Origin of the sequence: Actinomadura sediminis, from assembly GCF_042675525.1 — a bacterium.
Lineage (GTDB): Bacteria > Actinomycetota > Actinomycetes > Streptosporangiales > Streptosporangiaceae > Spirillospora > Spirillospora sediminis.
The window spans coordinates 44,955-59,827 of sequence record NZ_JBHTJA010000018.1; the positions used below are offsets into that span (position 1 = coordinate 44,955).

Below are 14,873 nucleotides of genomic sequence, written 5' to 3' on the forward strand. Positions count from 1 at the left end.
GCCGCGTCGAATCACGCATGCGGTATCGGACGCCACTCCTCGCCGCGTCCGGGCTGGCTCTGATCCTTTCACTGGCCGGTTGCGGCGACGAAAGCACCTCGGGCAATTCCGCCGACGGCCCCGCCACGGTGCGGCCGTCCAGCTACCCCGTGGAGACCCTCACGATCAAGGTCAAGGCCTCCGCGGAGGCCCCCGCCAAGGTCTGGACCCTCACCTGCGACCCGCCCGGCGGCTCCCATCCGGAACCCGCCGCGGCCTGCGCGGCGCTCGCCGAGGCCGAAGACCCGTTCGAGCCCGTCACGAGCAAGATCTGCACGAAGATCTACGGCGGTCCCGCCACCGCGACCGTCCAGGGCACGTGGCGGGGACGCGAGATCGACGCGAAGTTCTCCCGCGAGGACGGCTGCGAGCTCCACCGCTGGAACGAGGTGGCCCCGCTCTTCGGCGACGTGGCCGAACGCACGCCGGCATCGCCTCCCGGCGGGCCCTGACCGCTCACCGGAGGGCCAGGCGCGCCTCTTCGCGGGCCGCCTCGCCCTCCGGAAGCGCCCACTGCTCCAGCACCGACCGGCGGGCGGCGCGCAGCGCCCCGGGCGGCAGCCCCGCCACGGCACCGGCCATCGCCAGCCCCTCCTCCAACGCCCGCCCGGGTTCGACCAGCCGGGTGATCAGACCCCAGGCGAGGGCCTCCTCCGCCGGGACGCGCCGCGCCGTCAGCAGGACGTCGAGAGCCCTCCCCTGCCCGACGATGCGGGGAAGGCGCACGGTGGCGGCGTCCAGGCACGGCAGGCCCTGCCCCAGGTTGAGCGCGCCGAACTCGGCGGTCGTGGACGCGACCCGGAGATCGGCCCACAGCGCCAGCTCGAAGCCGCCGCCGAAGCAGTAGCCCTCGATCGCGGCGACGACCGGCTTGGCCGGCGCCGCGCGCGTGACCCGCATGGGCGGCGGCCCGTCCGCGGTCGGCACCGGGAAGTCGCCCGCGGCCATGGCCTTGAGGTCGTTCCCCGCGCAGAAGGCGCCGCCCGCCCCCGTCAGGACGACGGCCGCGACCTCGTCGTCGCGTTCGGCGGCGGCGACCGCCTCCCCGAGGGCCTCGGCCATGGGGCCGTCCACGGCGTTCCGGCGCTCGGGACGGTCGAGAGTGATCAGCCGGACGGGCCCGCGGTCCTCGTTTCGAATCATGCGGGTCACCCTAGATAGATCGATCTAGTTAGTGCAAGGGATAGGCTTCCCGCATGGGATCCGACACGCGGGCGCGGCTACTGGAGGCCGCGGCACAGCTGTTCCGGGAGCAGGGGTACGCGGCGACCGGGCTGAAGCAGATCACCACGGCCGCCGAGGCGCCGTGGGGCTCGCTCTACCACTTCTTCCCCCGCGGCAAGGAACAGCTCGGCGTCGAGACCGTGGAGCACTCCGGCACCCGCTACCTCCGGCTTTTCGACCTCGTCTACGCACGCACCGAGAGCCGCGCGGACGAGTCCGTCCGGGACGTCTTCCGGCTGAGCGCCGAAGCCCTGGAGAAGTCGAACTGGGGCGACGGGTGCCCGATCGCGACCGTCGCGCTCGAGGCCGCCACCACCAGCGAGCCCCTGCGGCACGCGTGCGCGGACGTCTTCGCCGGCTGGCGGGCGGCCACCGCGCGCCGCTTCGCGGCCGAGGGCATCGAGCCCGCGGACGACCTGGCGATCTACGTGCTGTCGGCGTTCGAGGGCGCCCTGATCCTGAGCCGCACCGCCCACGACACCACCCCGCTGCGGGTCACGTCCGAGATCGTGGCCCGCACCATCCGCGACCACCGCCCGGCCGGCTGATCGACGATCGTCCGGTGGGTCGGTCCTTGAAAGGGACCCGACCGGGCATGACCTTGGTCTCGATCCAGTTGCGGAACATCGAAGCGTTCTTGTCGGCCCATCGAAGATTTCGTATGTTCGCACAAATCGGGGCGTAGTTCCTGCCCTGCCGTCGTCCGCGGGCGACCCCGCGGGCGCGGCCTTCTCGCACGAGGAGACGCCATGCCCGAGGTCAAACGCCGCGACCTGCTGGCCGGACTCGCGGCCGTCACCGGGTTCGCGACCGTCGGCCTGCTCCCCGGCACCGCCTCCGCCGCCACCCGGCGGCGTCCCGGCGCCGCACTGCCCCCGTCCCTCACCGTCGGCGACCGGGCCGTGGTCGCGCGCGTCGACGCGCGGCGGGCACTGCGGCACCTGAAGGTGCTCAGCGACGAGATCGGCTGGCGCATCGCCGGCACCCCGTCCGAGCACCGCGCCGCCCGCTACATCGCCGGGGAGCTGCGCGCCCTCGGCTACGACGTCGAACTCCAGCCCTTCCCGGTCGCCGACAGGTACCTCGCGGAGATCCGCGCCCGGGGCGAGCGCCTCTGGCAGAGCAGCGCGTCCCCGCAGGGCGCCGTCGCCTCGGTGGACGGCGAGGTGGTGGACGTGGGCCGGGTCACCGAGGTCACCGGCGACGTCCGGGGCGAGCTGGTCCTGTTCGACCGCGTCGTCGACAAGGAGACCGAGCAGGCCAAGGCGGCCGCGGACGCCGGAGCCCGTGCGGCCCTCATCGTCAACGCGCGCTCGCGGACCTACCCCGAACGCAAACCCGGCTCGTTCACCCCGCGCCTGCGGGAACCGGTCGCGATCCCGGTCCTGGGACTGGCCGCGTACCACGGCGAGCGCATCCGCGCGGGCGCCCGGCGGCTGTCCTTCGAGGTCACCCACCACTCCGGGCTGACCTCGTACAACGTCCTCGCCGAGCGCAGGGCGACCCTGCCGAACCCCGCGGGCAGGGCCGTCATCGTCAGTGCCCACTACGACAGCGTCCCCGGCTCCCCCGGCGCCAACGACGACGGCAGCGGCACCGCGCTGTGCCTGGAACTGGCGCGCGTCCTGCGCCGCCTGCCCACCCAGCAGGCGATCCGCGTCTGCCTGTGGGGCTCGGAGGAATCCGGCCTGATCGGCGCCCGGCACTACGTGAAGGAGCTCGACGAGGCGGGCGCCGCACGCATCACCGGCTGCTTCCAGAACGACATGGTCGCCACCAGCCACCCGCCCGCGGGCACCTACTGGCTGCTGTCGGTGGACGGAGCGGACAACACCACCACCGCCGCGGTGAACGCCGCCGCGCGCCGGCTCGGCTACGCCGACCAGACCAAGGGCCCCACCGCACGCGGCTCCAGCGACCACGAGGCGTTCTACGAACGCGCCATCCCGGCGGGCAACTTCAGTTGGCGCGGCGGCGAAGCCCCCAGCCAGCTCGAACCGCTCTACCACACTCCCGAGGACACCATCGCGGACAACATCAGCCTGAAACGCCTCCAGGTCTCCCTCGAACTGATCGGCTGCGCCGCCTACGACGTCGCCCGCCACAAGTAGCCCGGCGGTGCCGCCGCCGGCGAGTTCCTCCCCGAGCGGCGGCACCGCCCCAGGTCAGCTCACCGGCCGTCCAGGCGAGTCGAGCCAGACGTCCTGCCCTTCCGGCGCCACCGTGAGCCCGATACGCGTGACCTCCGGCCTCCCGGCCGCGTCCCACCGCTCCTCCGCGTCCCGGACGCTCCGAGCACTCACCCGCTGGTCGCGGAGCGGCATGAACGGCGATGGACCCACGCATCGTCCCCGTGCCGTCCCGTCCTCCCGCACCCGCAGCGCCACCAGGGGCCAGTCGGGGTGGATCGTCGGCGCCAAGGGCACGACGATCAGCCCACCAGGCCGAGTCTGCCGAACCCACGCGTAAGGCACCGTGCGGACGGACGCCGTGGCGACGATCCGGTCGAAAGGCGCCCCCGCCGGGTACCCAGCCTCGCCGTCCCCGGCGATCACCTGCACCCGAAGGCCGACGGACCCGAGCGCCGCGCGCGCCGACGCCGCGACCGCCGGATCGATCTCGACGCTGACGACGTCGCCCTCACCCACCAGCCGCGCGAGGACGGCGGCGTTGTAACCGGTCCCGGTACCGATCTCCAGCACGCGCATCCCGGGCGCCAGGTCCATCGCGTCGAGGAGGCGGGCCATGATGGACGGGGCACTGCTCGAACTGGCGGACACCATCCCCTTCCCCGTCAACGGGTCGCACACCTCGGCGGGCAGGTCCGGGTCCGCCAGCACCCGGGTCACGATCGGGACGTCCGCCGCCACCAGCTCCCGCCACCGCTCCGGGTCGTCCGAGCGGCGCAGCGGCTCCAACCACCCCGCGGCGTTCCGAACGAAGATCTCCTCGGGGATGAACGGCTCCCGGGGAACGGCCGCGATGGCGTCGCGCACATTCACTGCTTCCCGGTCCCGTTGCACATGACGCACGGCCTCCACACCCTGTTGCCGTCATCGGATTCCCACTTGCCGCCCTTGCCGCCGCAGGACGAGCAGTCCACATCCCTTTTGTGCTTACCCACCACTTTCACCTTCTTCCATTACTTCACGGCTGCGCGAGTGTCCACGCGTCTTGTTCGCACCCTTGCCGATTTCCTCGTCCCGTGCCGTCACCTCGCACCGAACAGCGCGAACGACCAGGCCAGGGCACGTTCGACCAGACCGCCTCCGCGACACGGCGTCGCGTCGCGCCTTCGCCGTCGACGGGGCAGAGCACGCGACGGAACGGTCGCCTCCGGGACGGATTGACGCCGCCCACCCGGACATCCCTCGACGATCCGAGAATCCCGCCGATGCAGCATCGACCGGATCCGGTCCGCGAGATCACAGGCATTCTTCGCTTCGACCAGGCCGTCCGGGAGTAACGCCCAAAGTGAGCCGGTGTACTCGCCCCACCAGAGGTGAATACCGGGAAATACGCGCCGAAGTTCGTCTACGGCCTGGTCGAGGTCGATGTCGAAGACCGGGGCGGCCGGGACGGGGACGCCATGAGCGGCCCGGTAAGGCTGGACGGCGTTGACTGAAGGCATGCGTCACCTCCGAAGGGCGCGCCGACGCGCGCGTGGAATGCAGGCGGGACGTCCGGTGGTGGGGGCCACCGGCCGGAGCGCGCCCGTCTGGGCGCGCTCGCATCTCAGCGTTCGATCAGCGCCCAGGAGGTGCGACCGTCGAGGGTGTCGAACCGGCCGGCCTCGTCGGCGTACGCATCGGCGAGCAGAAGGCCCCGCCCGTGCTCGGGGAGGTCGTCGTCCCGCGCGGGGGCACCGCGCCCGATCGGGCCGCCGCCGTCCAGGACGGTCAGGCAGACGTGTCGCGCGGTGAGGGAGAGTTCCGCCTTGATCCGGCCGCCGGGCGCCCCGCTGGCGCTGTGCCGCAGCGCGTTCGTGCCGTACTCACTGATGATCAGCTCGAACGCGTCCGCCATGTCGGCGTCCGCCGCGAGCGGCAGCCGCACCCACCGCCGCAGATGCGGCACGGACTCCGCCACGCCGGGCACGTCCACCCGCCACGCCCGCACCCGCTCGTCCGCGCCCCAGCGATCCGGCCCCGGCGAGCTGCCGAGCGTGTCGGCGACGGGTGCCGGTCCGGACCGGCGATTCCCCCGTGCGCGAAGCGAGCCAAGACCGCCGTGAAGGATCGGCGATGCCAGGCTGCGCAGGACTATCCTCATGGTTGCCTCCCTTTCGAGGGACGGAAGCCGCGCGGCCGGGCAGGGCTCCAATCCACACCCGGCCGCGCGGCGGTCTTCGGGCCGCTCGGGCCCTCACGTCTCAGGCTCGCTGCATCATGCGGCCATCGGAACGAGCGGGTCTTCGCAGGCCGTCGCCACACTCTGTGAATCAACGCATGCGGACAGTGTGCTGCCTGGCATACTTCCGCGCAACGGGCTTCGTGAAATTTCTCGAGAGACAAGGAAGCGAGGCGGCATGCCGTCCTCCCCGACCGTCCGGCGACGACAACTCGGCACCGAACTCCGCCAACTGCGCGAGGCCAGGGGCTTGACCGGAGACGAGGTCACCGAGCGCCTCGGCTGGTACAACGCGAAGGTCTCGCGCATCGAGAAGGGCCGGATCTCCGTGCCCTGGTCCGATGTGGCCGACCTCCTCGACGTCTACGAAGTGACCGACCCGGCCGTCCGCGAAGCACTCGTCCAGCTCGCGAAGGCCGCGCGGCAGAAGGAGTGGTGGCAGCCCTACAGCGATCTGCTCAGCAAGAACGCCCGGACCTACATCGGGCTCGAATCAGCCGCCGAGACACTACGGACCTACCAGCCCTCATCGGTCCCGGGCCTGCTTCAAACCCCTGACTACGCGCGGGCGATCATCACGCACGGCGGACCGTTGACGCTGAGCGAAGAAGACGTCGAACGTCGTATAAGCCTCCGTCTGAAGCGACAGGAGGTACTCGCAGACGCGGGCAATCTCGAACTCTGGGCCGTCCTGGACGAGGCGGTCCTCCATCGTGAGGTCGGAGGTCCGCGGGTGATGCAGGGCCAGCTCGCGCACCTGGTGGACATGGCTTCTCGTCCACGTGTCGACCTTCAGATCCTGCCGTTCGGGGCGGGGCCGCATGCCTCCCTCAGCGGAATGATCGGCATCTTCGGTTTCCCCGCCCCTGACCCCGAAGTGGCATACGTCGATACGGTCTCGGGTGCGCTTTTCCTGGAACGCAGCACCGACGTCCGCGCGATGGCATCAGCCTTCCAGCACCTCACCGCGACGGCGCTCAGCCCCGCAGCCTCTGTCGAGGAGATCAAAGTGGCTGGTCGGCGTTACCGGGAAAGGGTAGAAGGATGAACATGGAACAAGACTTCAGCGATGCGACCTGGCGCAAGAGTCGGCGCAGCCAGACGACCACTGATCAGTGTGTCGAGGTCGCGATCATCGGCGGCTCCGTGGGCATGCGGGACTCCAAGGAGCCCGACGGTCCCGTGCTGGTTCTCACGTCGGGCGACTGGCGTGCCTTCGCTCGCGCGATCAAAGATCGCGACGCGTGAGCGGCCCGGCTCGCCCGCTTGCCGACGTCCGCCCGGCCCCCACCCGCCGGACTACGGGAGTACTGCGACGTCCTTCGTGAGCCCCGCGCGTCAGCCGATCGGGCGTTCCCTCTCCTTCCGCTGGTGGGCGGGGCTAGGGTTCGCGCGTGAGTTTGAAGTTGCGGCGGGTCGATCTTGAGCACGTCCGGGTCATGGTGGGGCTGGCGGACGGGCCGTGGACGAGCGAGGGCGTTCGGCGGGGGCTCGTTGACGCCGGGTGGTTGCGTGCGGGGGACGACGTCGTCTGGACGCATGGGGAGGCGGTCGAACTCGTCGGCGGCTGGGAGCTGGAGCTCGGGGCGGTGCCGCCGGAGCCCTACTCGTGCGTGGTCCTGCCGTTCGCCCTGCTGTGGCCGCCGCTCGATGTGGACGGGCAGGAGGACGACCTCGACGAGGAGGAAGAGGACGACCTCGATGAGGACTACGCGGACGACTGGGAGCGGGTGCCGGAGGCGGGACCCGCGGAGTTCGGGGCGGAGTTCCTGCGGGTTCGGGCACTGGTCGAGGGGCTGATCGGGCCGCCTTCGAGCGTCCACGGGAACCTGGAATCGGGCGTGCGGTGGGACGTCTGGGAGCGCGGCGCGACCGTGTTCACCCTCTACGCCCAGGACGACGTCCCCTCGTACTCGCACTACGACCGCCTCGCGCTCGGCGTCTGGGGTGCCGAGGGGTGGACGCCTCCCGAGTGAGGCCCTTTCCCCGCGCGGTCACTTGAGGAGGCGGGAGAGGCGGCGGTCGGCGAGGGGTTTGCCGCCCGTCTGGCAGGTGGGGCAGTACTGGAGGGACGAGTCGGCGAAGGAGACCTCGCGGACGATGTCGCCGCAGACGGGGCATTTCTCGCCGGTGCGGCCGTGGACGCGGAGGCCGGTCTTCTTCTCGCCCTTGAGGTTGCTCGCCTCCAGGCCGCGGGAGCGTTCGACGGCGTCGCGCAGGGTCGTGACGATGGCGTCGTGCAGGGTGGCGACGTCGGTGTCGTCGAGGGTGGCGGCGATCTTGAAGGGGGACATGCGGGCGGCGTGCAGGACCTCGTCGGAGTAGGCGTTGCCGATGCCCGCGATGACCTTCTGGTCGCGCAGCAGGCCCTTGATCTGCGTGCGTTTGCCGCCGACGATCTCGCGGAGGGCGTCGGTGGTGAACGCGTCGTCCAGGGGGTCGGGGCCCAGGGCGGCGATGCCGGGGACGTCGGCGGGGTCGCGGACGACGTAGACGGCGAGGCCCTTCTTCGTGCCGGCCTCGGTGAGGTCGAAGCCGGAGCCGTCGTCGAGGTGCAGGCGGAGGGCGAGCGGGTTCTTGGCGGAGGGGCGCACCGGTTTGGCGGGCACCTCGTCGTGCCAGCGGAGCCAGCCGGCGCGGGCCAGGTGGACGACGAGGTGGACGCCGTCGACGTCGAGGTCGAGGAACTTGCCGTGCCGGGCCGCGTTCGTGATCGTGAGGCCGCCGAGGGCGGTGATCGGCGGGTCGTACGTCTTGAGCGCGGAGATGGCGAGAACATCGACGCGGGCGACGACGCGGCCGACCGCGCGCTCGCGCAGGAAGGACGTCAGCGCCTCGACCTCTGGCAACTCGGGCATGGGACCAGTATCGGCGATGGGATCGCTGTCCACACCCCTGTGGAAGGCTGTGGATAACTCTGTGCACAACGTCGAGGGTGGGGGGATCTCGGCGGCGATACGTCCACAAACGCCGACATAGCGCGGGGGAATGACTAGTCACTTCGGCGCACAGGCTGTGGATAACTTGCGCATGGGGAGCCTTGTTTTCGGCGCGCGCGCAGAGTGTCGCCTTGCGCGACAGAGCGTGTGACGGGGATCTCGGAATAACCCCTAGGGGGTACGGGTTGCCGGGGGTGTCCGGTTATGGCAACATGTCAAAGGCGAGATACCCCCCAGGGGTAAGGACGAGGGAGGAATCCGAGATGAGCACGAGCACCTACAACGTCGCCGGGATGACCTGCGGTCACTGCGTCAGCGCGGTCACCGAGGAGGTCGGCCAGGTCGCGGGCGTCACGAACGTGGACGTCGACCTGAAGGCCGGCACGGTGACCGTGTCCAGCGAGGGCCCCGTCGACGTCGAGCTCATCCGGGCCGCCGTGGACGAGGCCGGCTACGAACTGAAGGCATAAGCGGCGGCGGCCGCGATCAGCGAGCGGAGAAACGGTCATGAACACCGCGACCAAGCTGGGGGCGTACGCCCTGGGCCTGGCCGCCGTCTTCGGCGGCGCCCTCGGGGCCGGTAACGTCACCGGTCCCGTGGGCGCGGCCCCGGAGACGGAGAGCCACGGACACGGAGAGCAGGGCGGGCACGGGGAGCAGGGCGGGCACGGCGGGCACGCGGCCGGCGCGGGTACGCCCGGCGGGCTCCAGGTGTCCGAGGACGGCTACACGCTGGCGCCTCGGCGGACGACCGTCGAGGCCGGGGAGAAGACGGACTTCTCCTTCACGATCAACGGACCGGACGGCGAGCCCGTCACCGGGTTCGAGCCCCTGCACGGCAAGCGGCTGCACCTGATCGTCGCGCGCCGGGACCTGTCGGGGTTCCAGCACCTGCACCCGACGCTGGCGAACGGTGTCTGGACCGTCCCGCTGACGCTGAAGGACGCGGGCGTCTACCGGTTCTTCACCGACTTCAAGCCCACCGGGGCGAAGCGCCAGTACACGCTCGGCGCCGACGTCACCGTCCCGGGCGACCTGCGGCCCGCCCCGCTGCCGGAGCCGGAGCAGGTGGCGAAGGTGGACGGCTACGAGGTGCGGCTCACCGGCGGGCTCGTGCCCGGCGAGAGCAGCGAGCTGACGCTGAGCGTGCGCAAGGACGGCGAGCCGGTCGGCGACCTGCAGCCCTACCTGGAGGCGTACGGCCACCTGGTCGCGCTGCGCGCGGGCGACCTCGCCTACCTGCACGTCCACCCGGACGGCGAGCCCGGCGACGGGAAGACGAAGCCGGGACCGGACATCACGTTCTTCGCGGAGGCGCCGAGCGCGGGCGCGTACCGGCTCTACCTCGACTTCAAGCACGGCGGCAAGGTCCGGACGGCCGAGTTCACCGTCCACGCGGGCCACGCGGCGCTCCCCGAGGACGAGCCGGCCGGGCCGCACGAGGACGGCGAGCCCGGTGACGGGCACGGCCACACCCACTAGACGGTACGAGACACGAGCGAGGGAGGGGCGATGACGACCGGCGCAGAACCCGGAAGCGTCGAGCTGGCGATCGGCGGGATGACGTGCGCCTCGTGCGCCGCCCGCATCGAGAAGAAGCTCAACCGGATGGACGGGGTGACCGCGACCGTCAACTACGCCACCGAGAAGGCGAAGGTCGAGTTCAGCGGGGACGTCACCCCGGACGATCTGATCGCCACGGTCGAGAAGACCGGGTACACGGCCGAGCTGCCGCCGCCGCCGAAGGCGGCGGGTGCGGCCCCGGAGGCGGCCGAGCCCGCCGACGAGCTCGCGCCGCTGCGGCAGCGGCTGGTCACCTCGGTCGTCCTGGCCGTCCCGGTGATCGCGATGGCGATGGTCCCGGCGTTGCAGTTCGAGTACTGGCAGTGGCTGTCGCTGACGCTCGCCGCGCCGGTGGTCGTGTACGCGGGGTGGCCGTTCCACAGGGCCGCGTGGACGAACGTGCGGCACGGCGCGGCGACGATGGACACGCTCGTCTCGATGGGGACGCTCGCGGCGTTCGGCTGGTCGCTGTGGGCGCTGTTCTTCGGGACGGCCGGGGAGCCGGGGATCAAGCACGGGTTCGAGTTCTCGATGACCCGTTCGGACGGCTCGATGAACATCTACCTCGAGGCGGCCGCGGGCGTCATCGCGTTCATCCTCGCGGGCCGGTACTTCGAGGCGCGGTCCAAGCGGCGGGCGGGCGCGGCGCTGCGGGCGCTGCTGGAGCTCGGCGCGAAGGAGGTGTCGATCGTCCGGGACGGCCGCGAGGAGCGGATCCCGGTCGAGGACCTGAAGGTCGGGGACCTGTTCGTCGTCCGTCCGGGCGAGAAGATCGCGACGGACGGGACGGTCGAGGAGGGCTCGTCGGCGGTGGACGCGTCGCTGCTGACCGGGGAGTCGGTTCCGGTGGAGGTCGCGCCGGGCGACCCGGTCACGGGCGCGACGGTGAACGCGGGCGGGCGGCTGCTGGTGCGGGCGTCGCGGGTCGGTTCGGACACGCAGCTCGCGCAGATGGCGCGGCTCGTCGAGGACGCGCAGACCGGCAAGGCGCAGGTGCAGCGGCTCGCGGACCGGATCTCGGGGATCTTCGTCCCGATCGTGATCGCGCTGGCGGTCGCGACGCTGGGCTTCTGGATCGGGACGGGCGCCGGCGCGGCGGCGGCGTTCACCGCGGGCGTCGCGGTGCTGATCATCGCCTGCCCGTGCGCGCTGGGCCTGGCCACCCCGACCGCCCTCATGGTCGGGACGGGGCGCGGCGCCCAGCTCGGGATCCTGATCAAGGGTCCGGAGGTGCTGGAGTCGACGCGGGCGATCGACACGGTCGTCCTCGACAAGACGGGCACGGTCACGACCGGGAAGATGGCGCTCGTGGACGTCGTCACCGCGGCGGGCGTCGAGGCGGACGAGGCGCTGCGGCTCGCGGGGGCGCTGGAGGACGCGTCGGAGCACCCGATCGCGCAGGCGATCGCGACGGGCGCGCGGGAGCGGGCCGGTTCCCTCGGGACGGTCGAGGACTTCGCGAACGTCGAGGGCCTGGGCGTCCAGGGCATGGTGGACGGGCGCGGCGTGCTCGTCGGGCGGCCGCAGCTCCTCGCGGAGTGGTCGCAGCACCTGACGCCGGAGCTGGAGAAGGCGATGGCGGACGCGCAGGCGCTCGGGCACACGGCGGTGGCGGTCGGCTGGGACGGCGCGGCGCGCGCGGTCCTGACGGTCGCGGACGAGGTGAAGCCGACGTCGGCGGAGGCGGTGCGGCGGTTCCGTGACCTGGGGCTGCGGCCGGTGCTGCTGACCGGCGACAACGCGACCGTGGCCGGGACGGTGGCGGACGCGGTCGGGATCGACGAGGTCATCGCGGACGTCCTGCCGAAGGACAAGGTCGACGTCGTGAAGCGGCTGCAGGGCGAGGGCCGGACGGTCGCGATGGTCGGGGACGGCGTGAACGACGCGGCGGCGCTCGCGCAGGCCGACCTGGGCCTGGCGATGGGCACCGGGACGGACGTGGCGATCGAGGCGTCCGACCTGACGCTGGTGCGCGGCGACCTGCGGGCGGCGGCGGACGCGATCCGGCTGTCGCGGCGCACGCTGCGGACGATCAAGGGGAACCTGTTCTGGGCGTTCGCCTACAACGTGGCGGCGCTGCCGCTGGCGGCGGCGGGCCTGCTCAGCCCGATGATCGCGGGCGGGGCGATGGCGTTCTCGTCGGTGTTCGTGGTCAGCAACAGCCTGCGGCTGCGCCGGTTCAAGGCGCTCGCCGACGACGCCGGGCCGGCCCCGGCGACGGCCGCGCCGGACCGTCCCAGGGTTCCGGCGGCGAACGCGAACTGACCGCCCGTCACGAAACGCGCGGTCCCTCACCCGAGGGGCCGCGCGTTCGCGTGTTCAGCGGGCGCGCAGCATCTGGACGAGCGGTGCGAACGCGGGCTCGGCGGCGGCGTCGTCGAGCGCGGCGGTCAGCTCCCCCTCGTAGGTGGGGGCGGCCTTCTCCTGCACGGCGCGGCCCTCGTCGGTGACCTGCGTGTAGACGCCGCGGCGGTCGGCGGGGCAGTGGTCGCGCCGGGTCAGTCCCGCGCTCTCCAGGCGGGTGACGAGCCGGCTGACCGAGCTCTGGTTGAGGCCGATGAGGGCGGCGAGTTCCTGCATGCGCAGCTCGCCGTCGGGGGCGTGGACGAGCCGGCAGAGCGCCCGGTACTCCGAGAGCCCGATGCCGTGCCGCCGCTGGAGCGCTTTGGCGAGCCGCTGCTCGACGCCTCCGTGCAGGGTCACGACCCGGTCCCAGCGCGCGCCGTCCGTCTCCATGTTCAGCCACCCCGGTCTTCCGTGTTGACAAAAGGATACCGCTCCAGCCAAGATGCATGCACATACAAAACATGTAGGTACATGCATCTAAGGAGAACGTCATGATCGAGCGCATCGCCACCACCCCCGACTGGTACGAGCCGTACAAGATCTCGCAGGCGATCCGGGCGAACGGGTTCATCCACGTCTCCGGCCAGGCCGGCATCGACGAGCAGGGCCGGACGGTCCCCGGCGGATTCCTCGAGCAGGGCCGCCAGGCGTTCCGCAACGTGCGGCGCGTGCTGAACGAGGCCGGGGCCGACCTCACCGACGTCGTCAAGATCGGCATCTTCGTCCGCGACATGGCCGCCGACCTGGACGACGTCATCAAGCTCCGCGAGGAGTTCCTCAGCGAGCCGTACCCCGCCGACACCCTCCTCGAGGTGTCCTCGCTCGCGCAGCCCGACTGGCGGATCGAAGTCGAGGCCACGGCCGTCGCCCGCTGAGCGCCCCGCGAACGCCGAACGACCACGACGACGGAAGGAAAGAGACCATGAGCGACCTCCTGAGCCCCTACACCGGTCCGCACCTCGACCTGCCCAACCGGATCGCGATGGCGCCGATGACGCGCGGGCGGGCCGACGACGCGACGGGCGTCCCGAACCCGCTGACCGCCGAGTACTACGCGCAGCGGGCCGGGGCCGGGCTGATCGTGTCCGAGGGGATCTGGCCGAACCCGCTGGGCAAGGGCGGGCCCGGCATCCCCGGCCTGGCGACGGACGCCCAGGTCGAGGGGTGGCGCGCGGTGACCGGCGCCGTGCACGCCGCGGGCGGGCGGATCTTCGCGCAGCTCTGGCACGTCGGGCGGATGACGCACCCGCTGACGCTCCCGGACGGCGCGACGCCCGTCGCGCCGTCAGCCGTCCGGATCGGGTCGGAGCCGATCTTCACCCGGGACGGCCTCGTCGAGCACGTGACGCCGCGCCCGCTGACGACCGCCGAGGCGGAGGCGACGATCTCGGACTTCGCCGACGAGGCGCGGGCGGCGATCCGGGCGGGATTCGACGGCGTCGAGATCCACGGCGCGAACGGGTACCTGATCCAGCAGTTCCTCGCCGAGAACACGAACCGGCGCACCGACCGGTTCGGGGGCTCGCGGTCCGGACGGCTCCGGTTCGCGCTCGACGTCGTCGAGGCCGTCGCGGAGGCGGTCGGGCCGGAGCGCACGGGCCTGCGGATCTCGCCCGGCAACCCGGAGAACGAGATCGCCGAGGAGGATCCGCAGGGCACGTACCGGGCGCTCGTGGCCGCCCTGGCGCCGCGCGGCCTCGCGTACCTGCACGTCATCGAGCGCGGGACGTACGGGGCGCTCGCCGACCTGCGGCCGCGCTGGCCGGGCACGCTGATCGGCAACTTCAACGGGCCCGAGCCGACGACGCGGCGGGCCGGGGAGGAGGCGGTCGCGGCCGGTCTGGCGGACGTCTTCTCGTTCGGCCGCCTGTTCATCGCGAACCCCGACCTTCCGGAGCGCTTCGCCGCCGGTGCCCCGCCGGCCGAGTACGACCCCCGCCGGGTGTACGGGGGCGGCGCGGCGGGCTACACCGACTACCCGGCGCTGGCCTCGACGTACTGATCGGCGAACTCGCCGGACGGGGCGATCGGCGTGATGACGTCGATCAGGACGCCGTCCGGGTCGGCCACGATGAAGTGGCGCTGGCCGAAGTCCTCGTCGCGCAGGGACAGTTGGGGCGTCAGCCCGCCCTGGACGACGAGCCGGTCCCACTCGGCGTCGACGTCCTCGACCTCGAAGTTGAGCAGCAGCCCCCGGACGGGCGCGCGGTACGCCTCGGGCAGCGTCGGGTGCGTGTGGTCGAGGAGGGCCAGCTCGTACGGGGGCGGGCCGGGGCGGCGGAGGCTGACGTACCAGTCGGCCTCGAACGTCGGCTCGAACCCGAGCAGGCCGGTGTAGAAGTCGCGCGACTCGGCGATGCGGGACGTGCAGATCACTGGATAGAAGCTGGTCAGACGCATGAAGACCCCTTT

17 protein-coding genes are annotated in these 14,873 nt (G+C 72.0%); 11 read left to right on the forward strand and 6 right to left on the reverse strand.

Going from position 1 to position 14,873, the window contains the following annotated elements; all coding sequences use genetic code 11:
* The first annotated feature begins 149 nt into the window (after positions 1 to 149).
* Entirely contained in the window at positions 150 to 491 is a 342-nt protein-coding gene (locus tag ACFQ11_RS12500; RefSeq protein ID WP_378298434.1) for an SSI family serine proteinase inhibitor, read from the forward strand.
* A gap of 4 nt (positions 492 to 495) precedes the next feature.
* Here the strand turns inward: ACFQ11_RS12500 and ACFQ11_RS12505 are convergent, their stop codons facing one another.
* Complete coding sequence (locus ACFQ11_RS12505; RefSeq protein ID WP_378298435.1) at positions 496 to 1,182, reverse strand: enoyl-CoA hydratase-related protein; 687 nt, start codon at positions 1,180 to 1,182, stop codon at positions 496 to 498.
* A gap of 53 nt (positions 1,183 to 1,235) precedes the next feature.
* On the opposite strand from ACFQ11_RS12505, the gene ACFQ11_RS12510 reads away from it, so the two are divergent.
* Both ACFQ11_RS12510 and ACFQ11_RS12515 read left to right on the forward strand, forming a co-directional pair.
* Positions 1,236 to 1,811 (forward strand): TetR/AcrR family transcriptional regulator, encoded by a 576-nt coding sequence (locus tag ACFQ11_RS12510; RefSeq protein WP_378298436.1) that lies wholly within the window; start codon positions 1,236 to 1,238, stop codon positions 1,809 to 1,811.
* A gap of 201 nt (positions 1,812 to 2,012) precedes the next feature.
* On the forward strand, positions 2,013 to 3,374 hold the full coding sequence (locus ACFQ11_RS12515) for a M20/M25/M40 family metallo-hydrolase (protein ID WP_378298437.1): 1,362 nt from the start codon (positions 2,013 to 2,015) through the stop codon (positions 3,372 to 3,374).
* A gap of 54 nt (positions 3,375 to 3,428) precedes the next feature.
* Here the strand turns inward: ACFQ11_RS12515 and ACFQ11_RS12520 are convergent, their stop codons facing one another.
* A complete protein-coding gene (locus ACFQ11_RS12520; protein ID WP_378298438.1) occupies positions 3,429 to 4,259 on the reverse strand; it encodes a methyltransferase domain-containing protein in 831 nt (276 codons plus the stop codon).
* 739 nt (positions 4,260 to 4,998) lie between these two features.
* A complete protein-coding gene (locus ACFQ11_RS12525) occupies positions 4,999 to 5,352 on the reverse strand; it encodes an ATP-binding protein (RefSeq protein WP_378298439.1) in 354 nt (117 codons plus the stop codon).
* Between the two features lie 439 nt (positions 5,353 to 5,791).
* On the opposite strand from ACFQ11_RS12525, the gene ACFQ11_RS12530 reads away from it, so the two are divergent.
* The 3 genes from ACFQ11_RS12530 to ACFQ11_RS12540 all read left to right on the forward strand — a co-directional run bounded on the left by ACFQ11_RS12530 (position 5,792) and on the right by ACFQ11_RS12540 (position 7,589).
* Positions 5,792 to 6,661: a helix-turn-helix domain-containing protein gene (locus ACFQ11_RS12530; protein WP_378298440.1), complete on the forward strand. Its 870-nt coding sequence runs from the start codon at positions 5,792 to 5,794 to the stop codon at positions 6,659 to 6,661.
* 2 nt (positions 6,662 to 6,663) lie between these two features.
* Positions 6,664 to 6,861 carry a DUF397 domain-containing protein gene (locus ACFQ11_RS12535; protein ID WP_378298441.1) on the forward strand — a complete coding sequence of 66 codons (198 nt, stop codon included), beginning with the start codon at positions 6,664 to 6,666 and terminating at the stop codon, positions 6,859 to 6,861.
* A gap of 146 nt (positions 6,862 to 7,007) precedes the next feature.
* On the forward strand, positions 7,008 to 7,589 hold the full coding sequence (locus tag ACFQ11_RS12540; protein ID WP_378298442.1) for a hypothetical protein: 582 nt from the start codon (positions 7,008 to 7,010) through the stop codon (positions 7,587 to 7,589).
* A gap of 18 nt (positions 7,590 to 7,607) precedes the next feature.
* On the opposite strand, the gene ACFQ11_RS12545 is transcribed toward ACFQ11_RS12540, so the two are convergent.
* Positions 7,608 to 8,471 carry an Fpg/Nei family DNA glycosylase gene (locus tag ACFQ11_RS12545; protein WP_378298443.1) on the reverse strand — a complete coding sequence of 288 codons (864 nt, stop codon included), beginning with the start codon at positions 8,469 to 8,471 and terminating at the stop codon, positions 7,608 to 7,610.
* A gap of 344 nt (positions 8,472 to 8,815) precedes the next feature.
* Here ACFQ11_RS12545 and ACFQ11_RS12550 point away from each other — a divergent pair, with 344 nt between their 5' ends.
* The 3 genes from ACFQ11_RS12550 to ACFQ11_RS12560 are packed head-to-tail and all read left to right on the forward strand — an operon-like array spanning position 8,816 to position 12,380.
* Complete coding sequence (locus ACFQ11_RS12550; protein WP_378298444.1) at positions 8,816 to 9,022, forward strand: heavy-metal-associated domain-containing protein; 207 nt, start codon at positions 8,816 to 8,818, stop codon at positions 9,020 to 9,022.
* Positions 9,023 to 9,059: 37 nt separating this feature from the next.
* Positions 9,060 to 10,034 carry a hypothetical protein gene (locus ACFQ11_RS12555; RefSeq protein WP_378298445.1) on the forward strand — a complete coding sequence of 325 codons (975 nt, stop codon included), beginning with the start codon at positions 9,060 to 9,062 and terminating at the stop codon, positions 10,032 to 10,034.
* Positions 10,035 to 10,064: 30 nt separating this feature from the next.
* Entirely contained in the window at positions 10,065 to 12,380 is a 2,316-nt protein-coding gene (locus ACFQ11_RS12560; RefSeq protein WP_378298446.1) for a heavy metal translocating P-type ATPase, read from the forward strand.
* A 54-nt stretch (positions 12,381 to 12,434) separates the two neighbouring features.
* Here ACFQ11_RS12560 and ACFQ11_RS12565 read toward each other — a convergent pair whose 3' ends face one another.
* Positions 12,435 to 12,851: a MarR family winged helix-turn-helix transcriptional regulator gene (locus ACFQ11_RS12565; protein ID WP_378298447.1), complete on the reverse strand. Its 417-nt coding sequence runs from the start codon at positions 12,849 to 12,851 to the stop codon at positions 12,435 to 12,437.
* A gap of 101 nt (positions 12,852 to 12,952) precedes the next feature.
* Between ACFQ11_RS12565 and ACFQ11_RS12570 the strand changes: the two genes are divergently transcribed.
* Positions 12,953 to 13,336, forward strand: a complete 384-nt coding sequence (locus tag ACFQ11_RS12570; protein ID WP_378298448.1) for a RidA family protein — start codon at positions 12,953 to 12,955, stop codon at positions 13,334 to 13,336.
* 47 nt (positions 13,337 to 13,383) lie between these two features.
* The gene (locus ACFQ11_RS12575) at positions 13,384 to 14,463 is read left to right on the forward strand and encodes an alkene reductase (RefSeq protein WP_378298449.1); all 1,080 of its coding nucleotides are present in this window, start codon (positions 13,384 to 13,386) and stop codon (positions 14,461 to 14,463) included.
* Here ACFQ11_RS12575 and ACFQ11_RS12580 read toward each other — a convergent pair.
* Positions 14,436 to 14,861: a VOC family protein gene (locus ACFQ11_RS12580; RefSeq protein ID WP_378298450.1), complete on the reverse strand. Its 426-nt coding sequence runs from the start codon at positions 14,859 to 14,861 to the stop codon at positions 14,436 to 14,438. The two genes, ACFQ11_RS12575 and ACFQ11_RS12580, sit on opposite strands and share 28 nt — an antisense overlap.
* Between the last annotated feature and the right edge of the window lie 12 nt (positions 14,862 to 14,873).

What these genes read in the sequence shown, in the direction of transcription:
- ACFQ11_RS12505 (WP_378298435.1), bottom strand. Translation starts at nt 1,182, where the DNA reads ATGATTCGAAACGAGGACCGCGGGCCCGTCCGGCTGATCACTCTCGAC.
- ACFQ11_RS12555 (WP_378298445.1), top strand. Translation starts at nt 9,060, where the DNA reads ATGAACACCGCGACCAAGCTGGGGGCGTACGCCCTGGGCCTGGCCGCC.
- ACFQ11_RS12565 (WP_378298447.1), bottom strand. Translation starts at nt 12,851, where the DNA reads ATGGAGACGGACGGCGCGCGCTGGGACCGGGTCGTGACCCTGCACGGA.
- ACFQ11_RS12560 (WP_378298446.1), top strand. Translation starts at nt 10,065, where the DNA reads ATGACGACCGGCGCAGAACCCGGAAGCGTCGAGCTGGCGATCGGCGGG.
- ACFQ11_RS12580 (WP_378298450.1), bottom strand. Translation starts at nt 14,861, where the DNA reads ATGCGTCTGACCAGCTTCTATCCAGTGATCTGCACGTCCCGCATCGCC.
- ACFQ11_RS12530 (WP_378298440.1), top strand. Translation starts at nt 5,792, where the DNA reads ATGCCGTCCTCCCCGACCGTCCGGCGACGACAACTCGGCACCGAACTC.
- ACFQ11_RS12510 (WP_378298436.1), top strand. Translation starts at nt 1,236, where the DNA reads ATGGGATCCGACACGCGGGCGCGGCTACTGGAGGCCGCGGCACAGCTG.
- ACFQ11_RS12535 (WP_378298441.1), top strand. Translation starts at nt 6,664, where the DNA reads ATGGAACAAGACTTCAGCGATGCGACCTGGCGCAAGAGTCGGCGCAGC.
- ACFQ11_RS12575 (WP_378298449.1), top strand. Translation starts at nt 13,384, where the DNA reads ATGAGCGACCTCCTGAGCCCCTACACCGGTCCGCACCTCGACCTGCCC.
- ACFQ11_RS12515 (WP_378298437.1), top strand. Translation starts at nt 2,013, where the DNA reads ATGCCCGAGGTCAAACGCCGCGACCTGCTGGCCGGACTCGCGGCCGTC.
- ACFQ11_RS12550 (WP_378298444.1), top strand. Translation starts at nt 8,816, where the DNA reads ATGAGCACGAGCACCTACAACGTCGCCGGGATGACCTGCGGTCACTGC.
- ACFQ11_RS12545 (WP_378298443.1), bottom strand. Translation starts at nt 8,471, where the DNA reads ATGCCCGAGTTGCCAGAGGTCGAGGCGCTGACGTCCTTCCTGCGCGAG.
- ACFQ11_RS12570 (WP_378298448.1), top strand. Translation starts at nt 12,953, where the DNA reads ATGATCGAGCGCATCGCCACCACCCCCGACTGGTACGAGCCGTACAAG.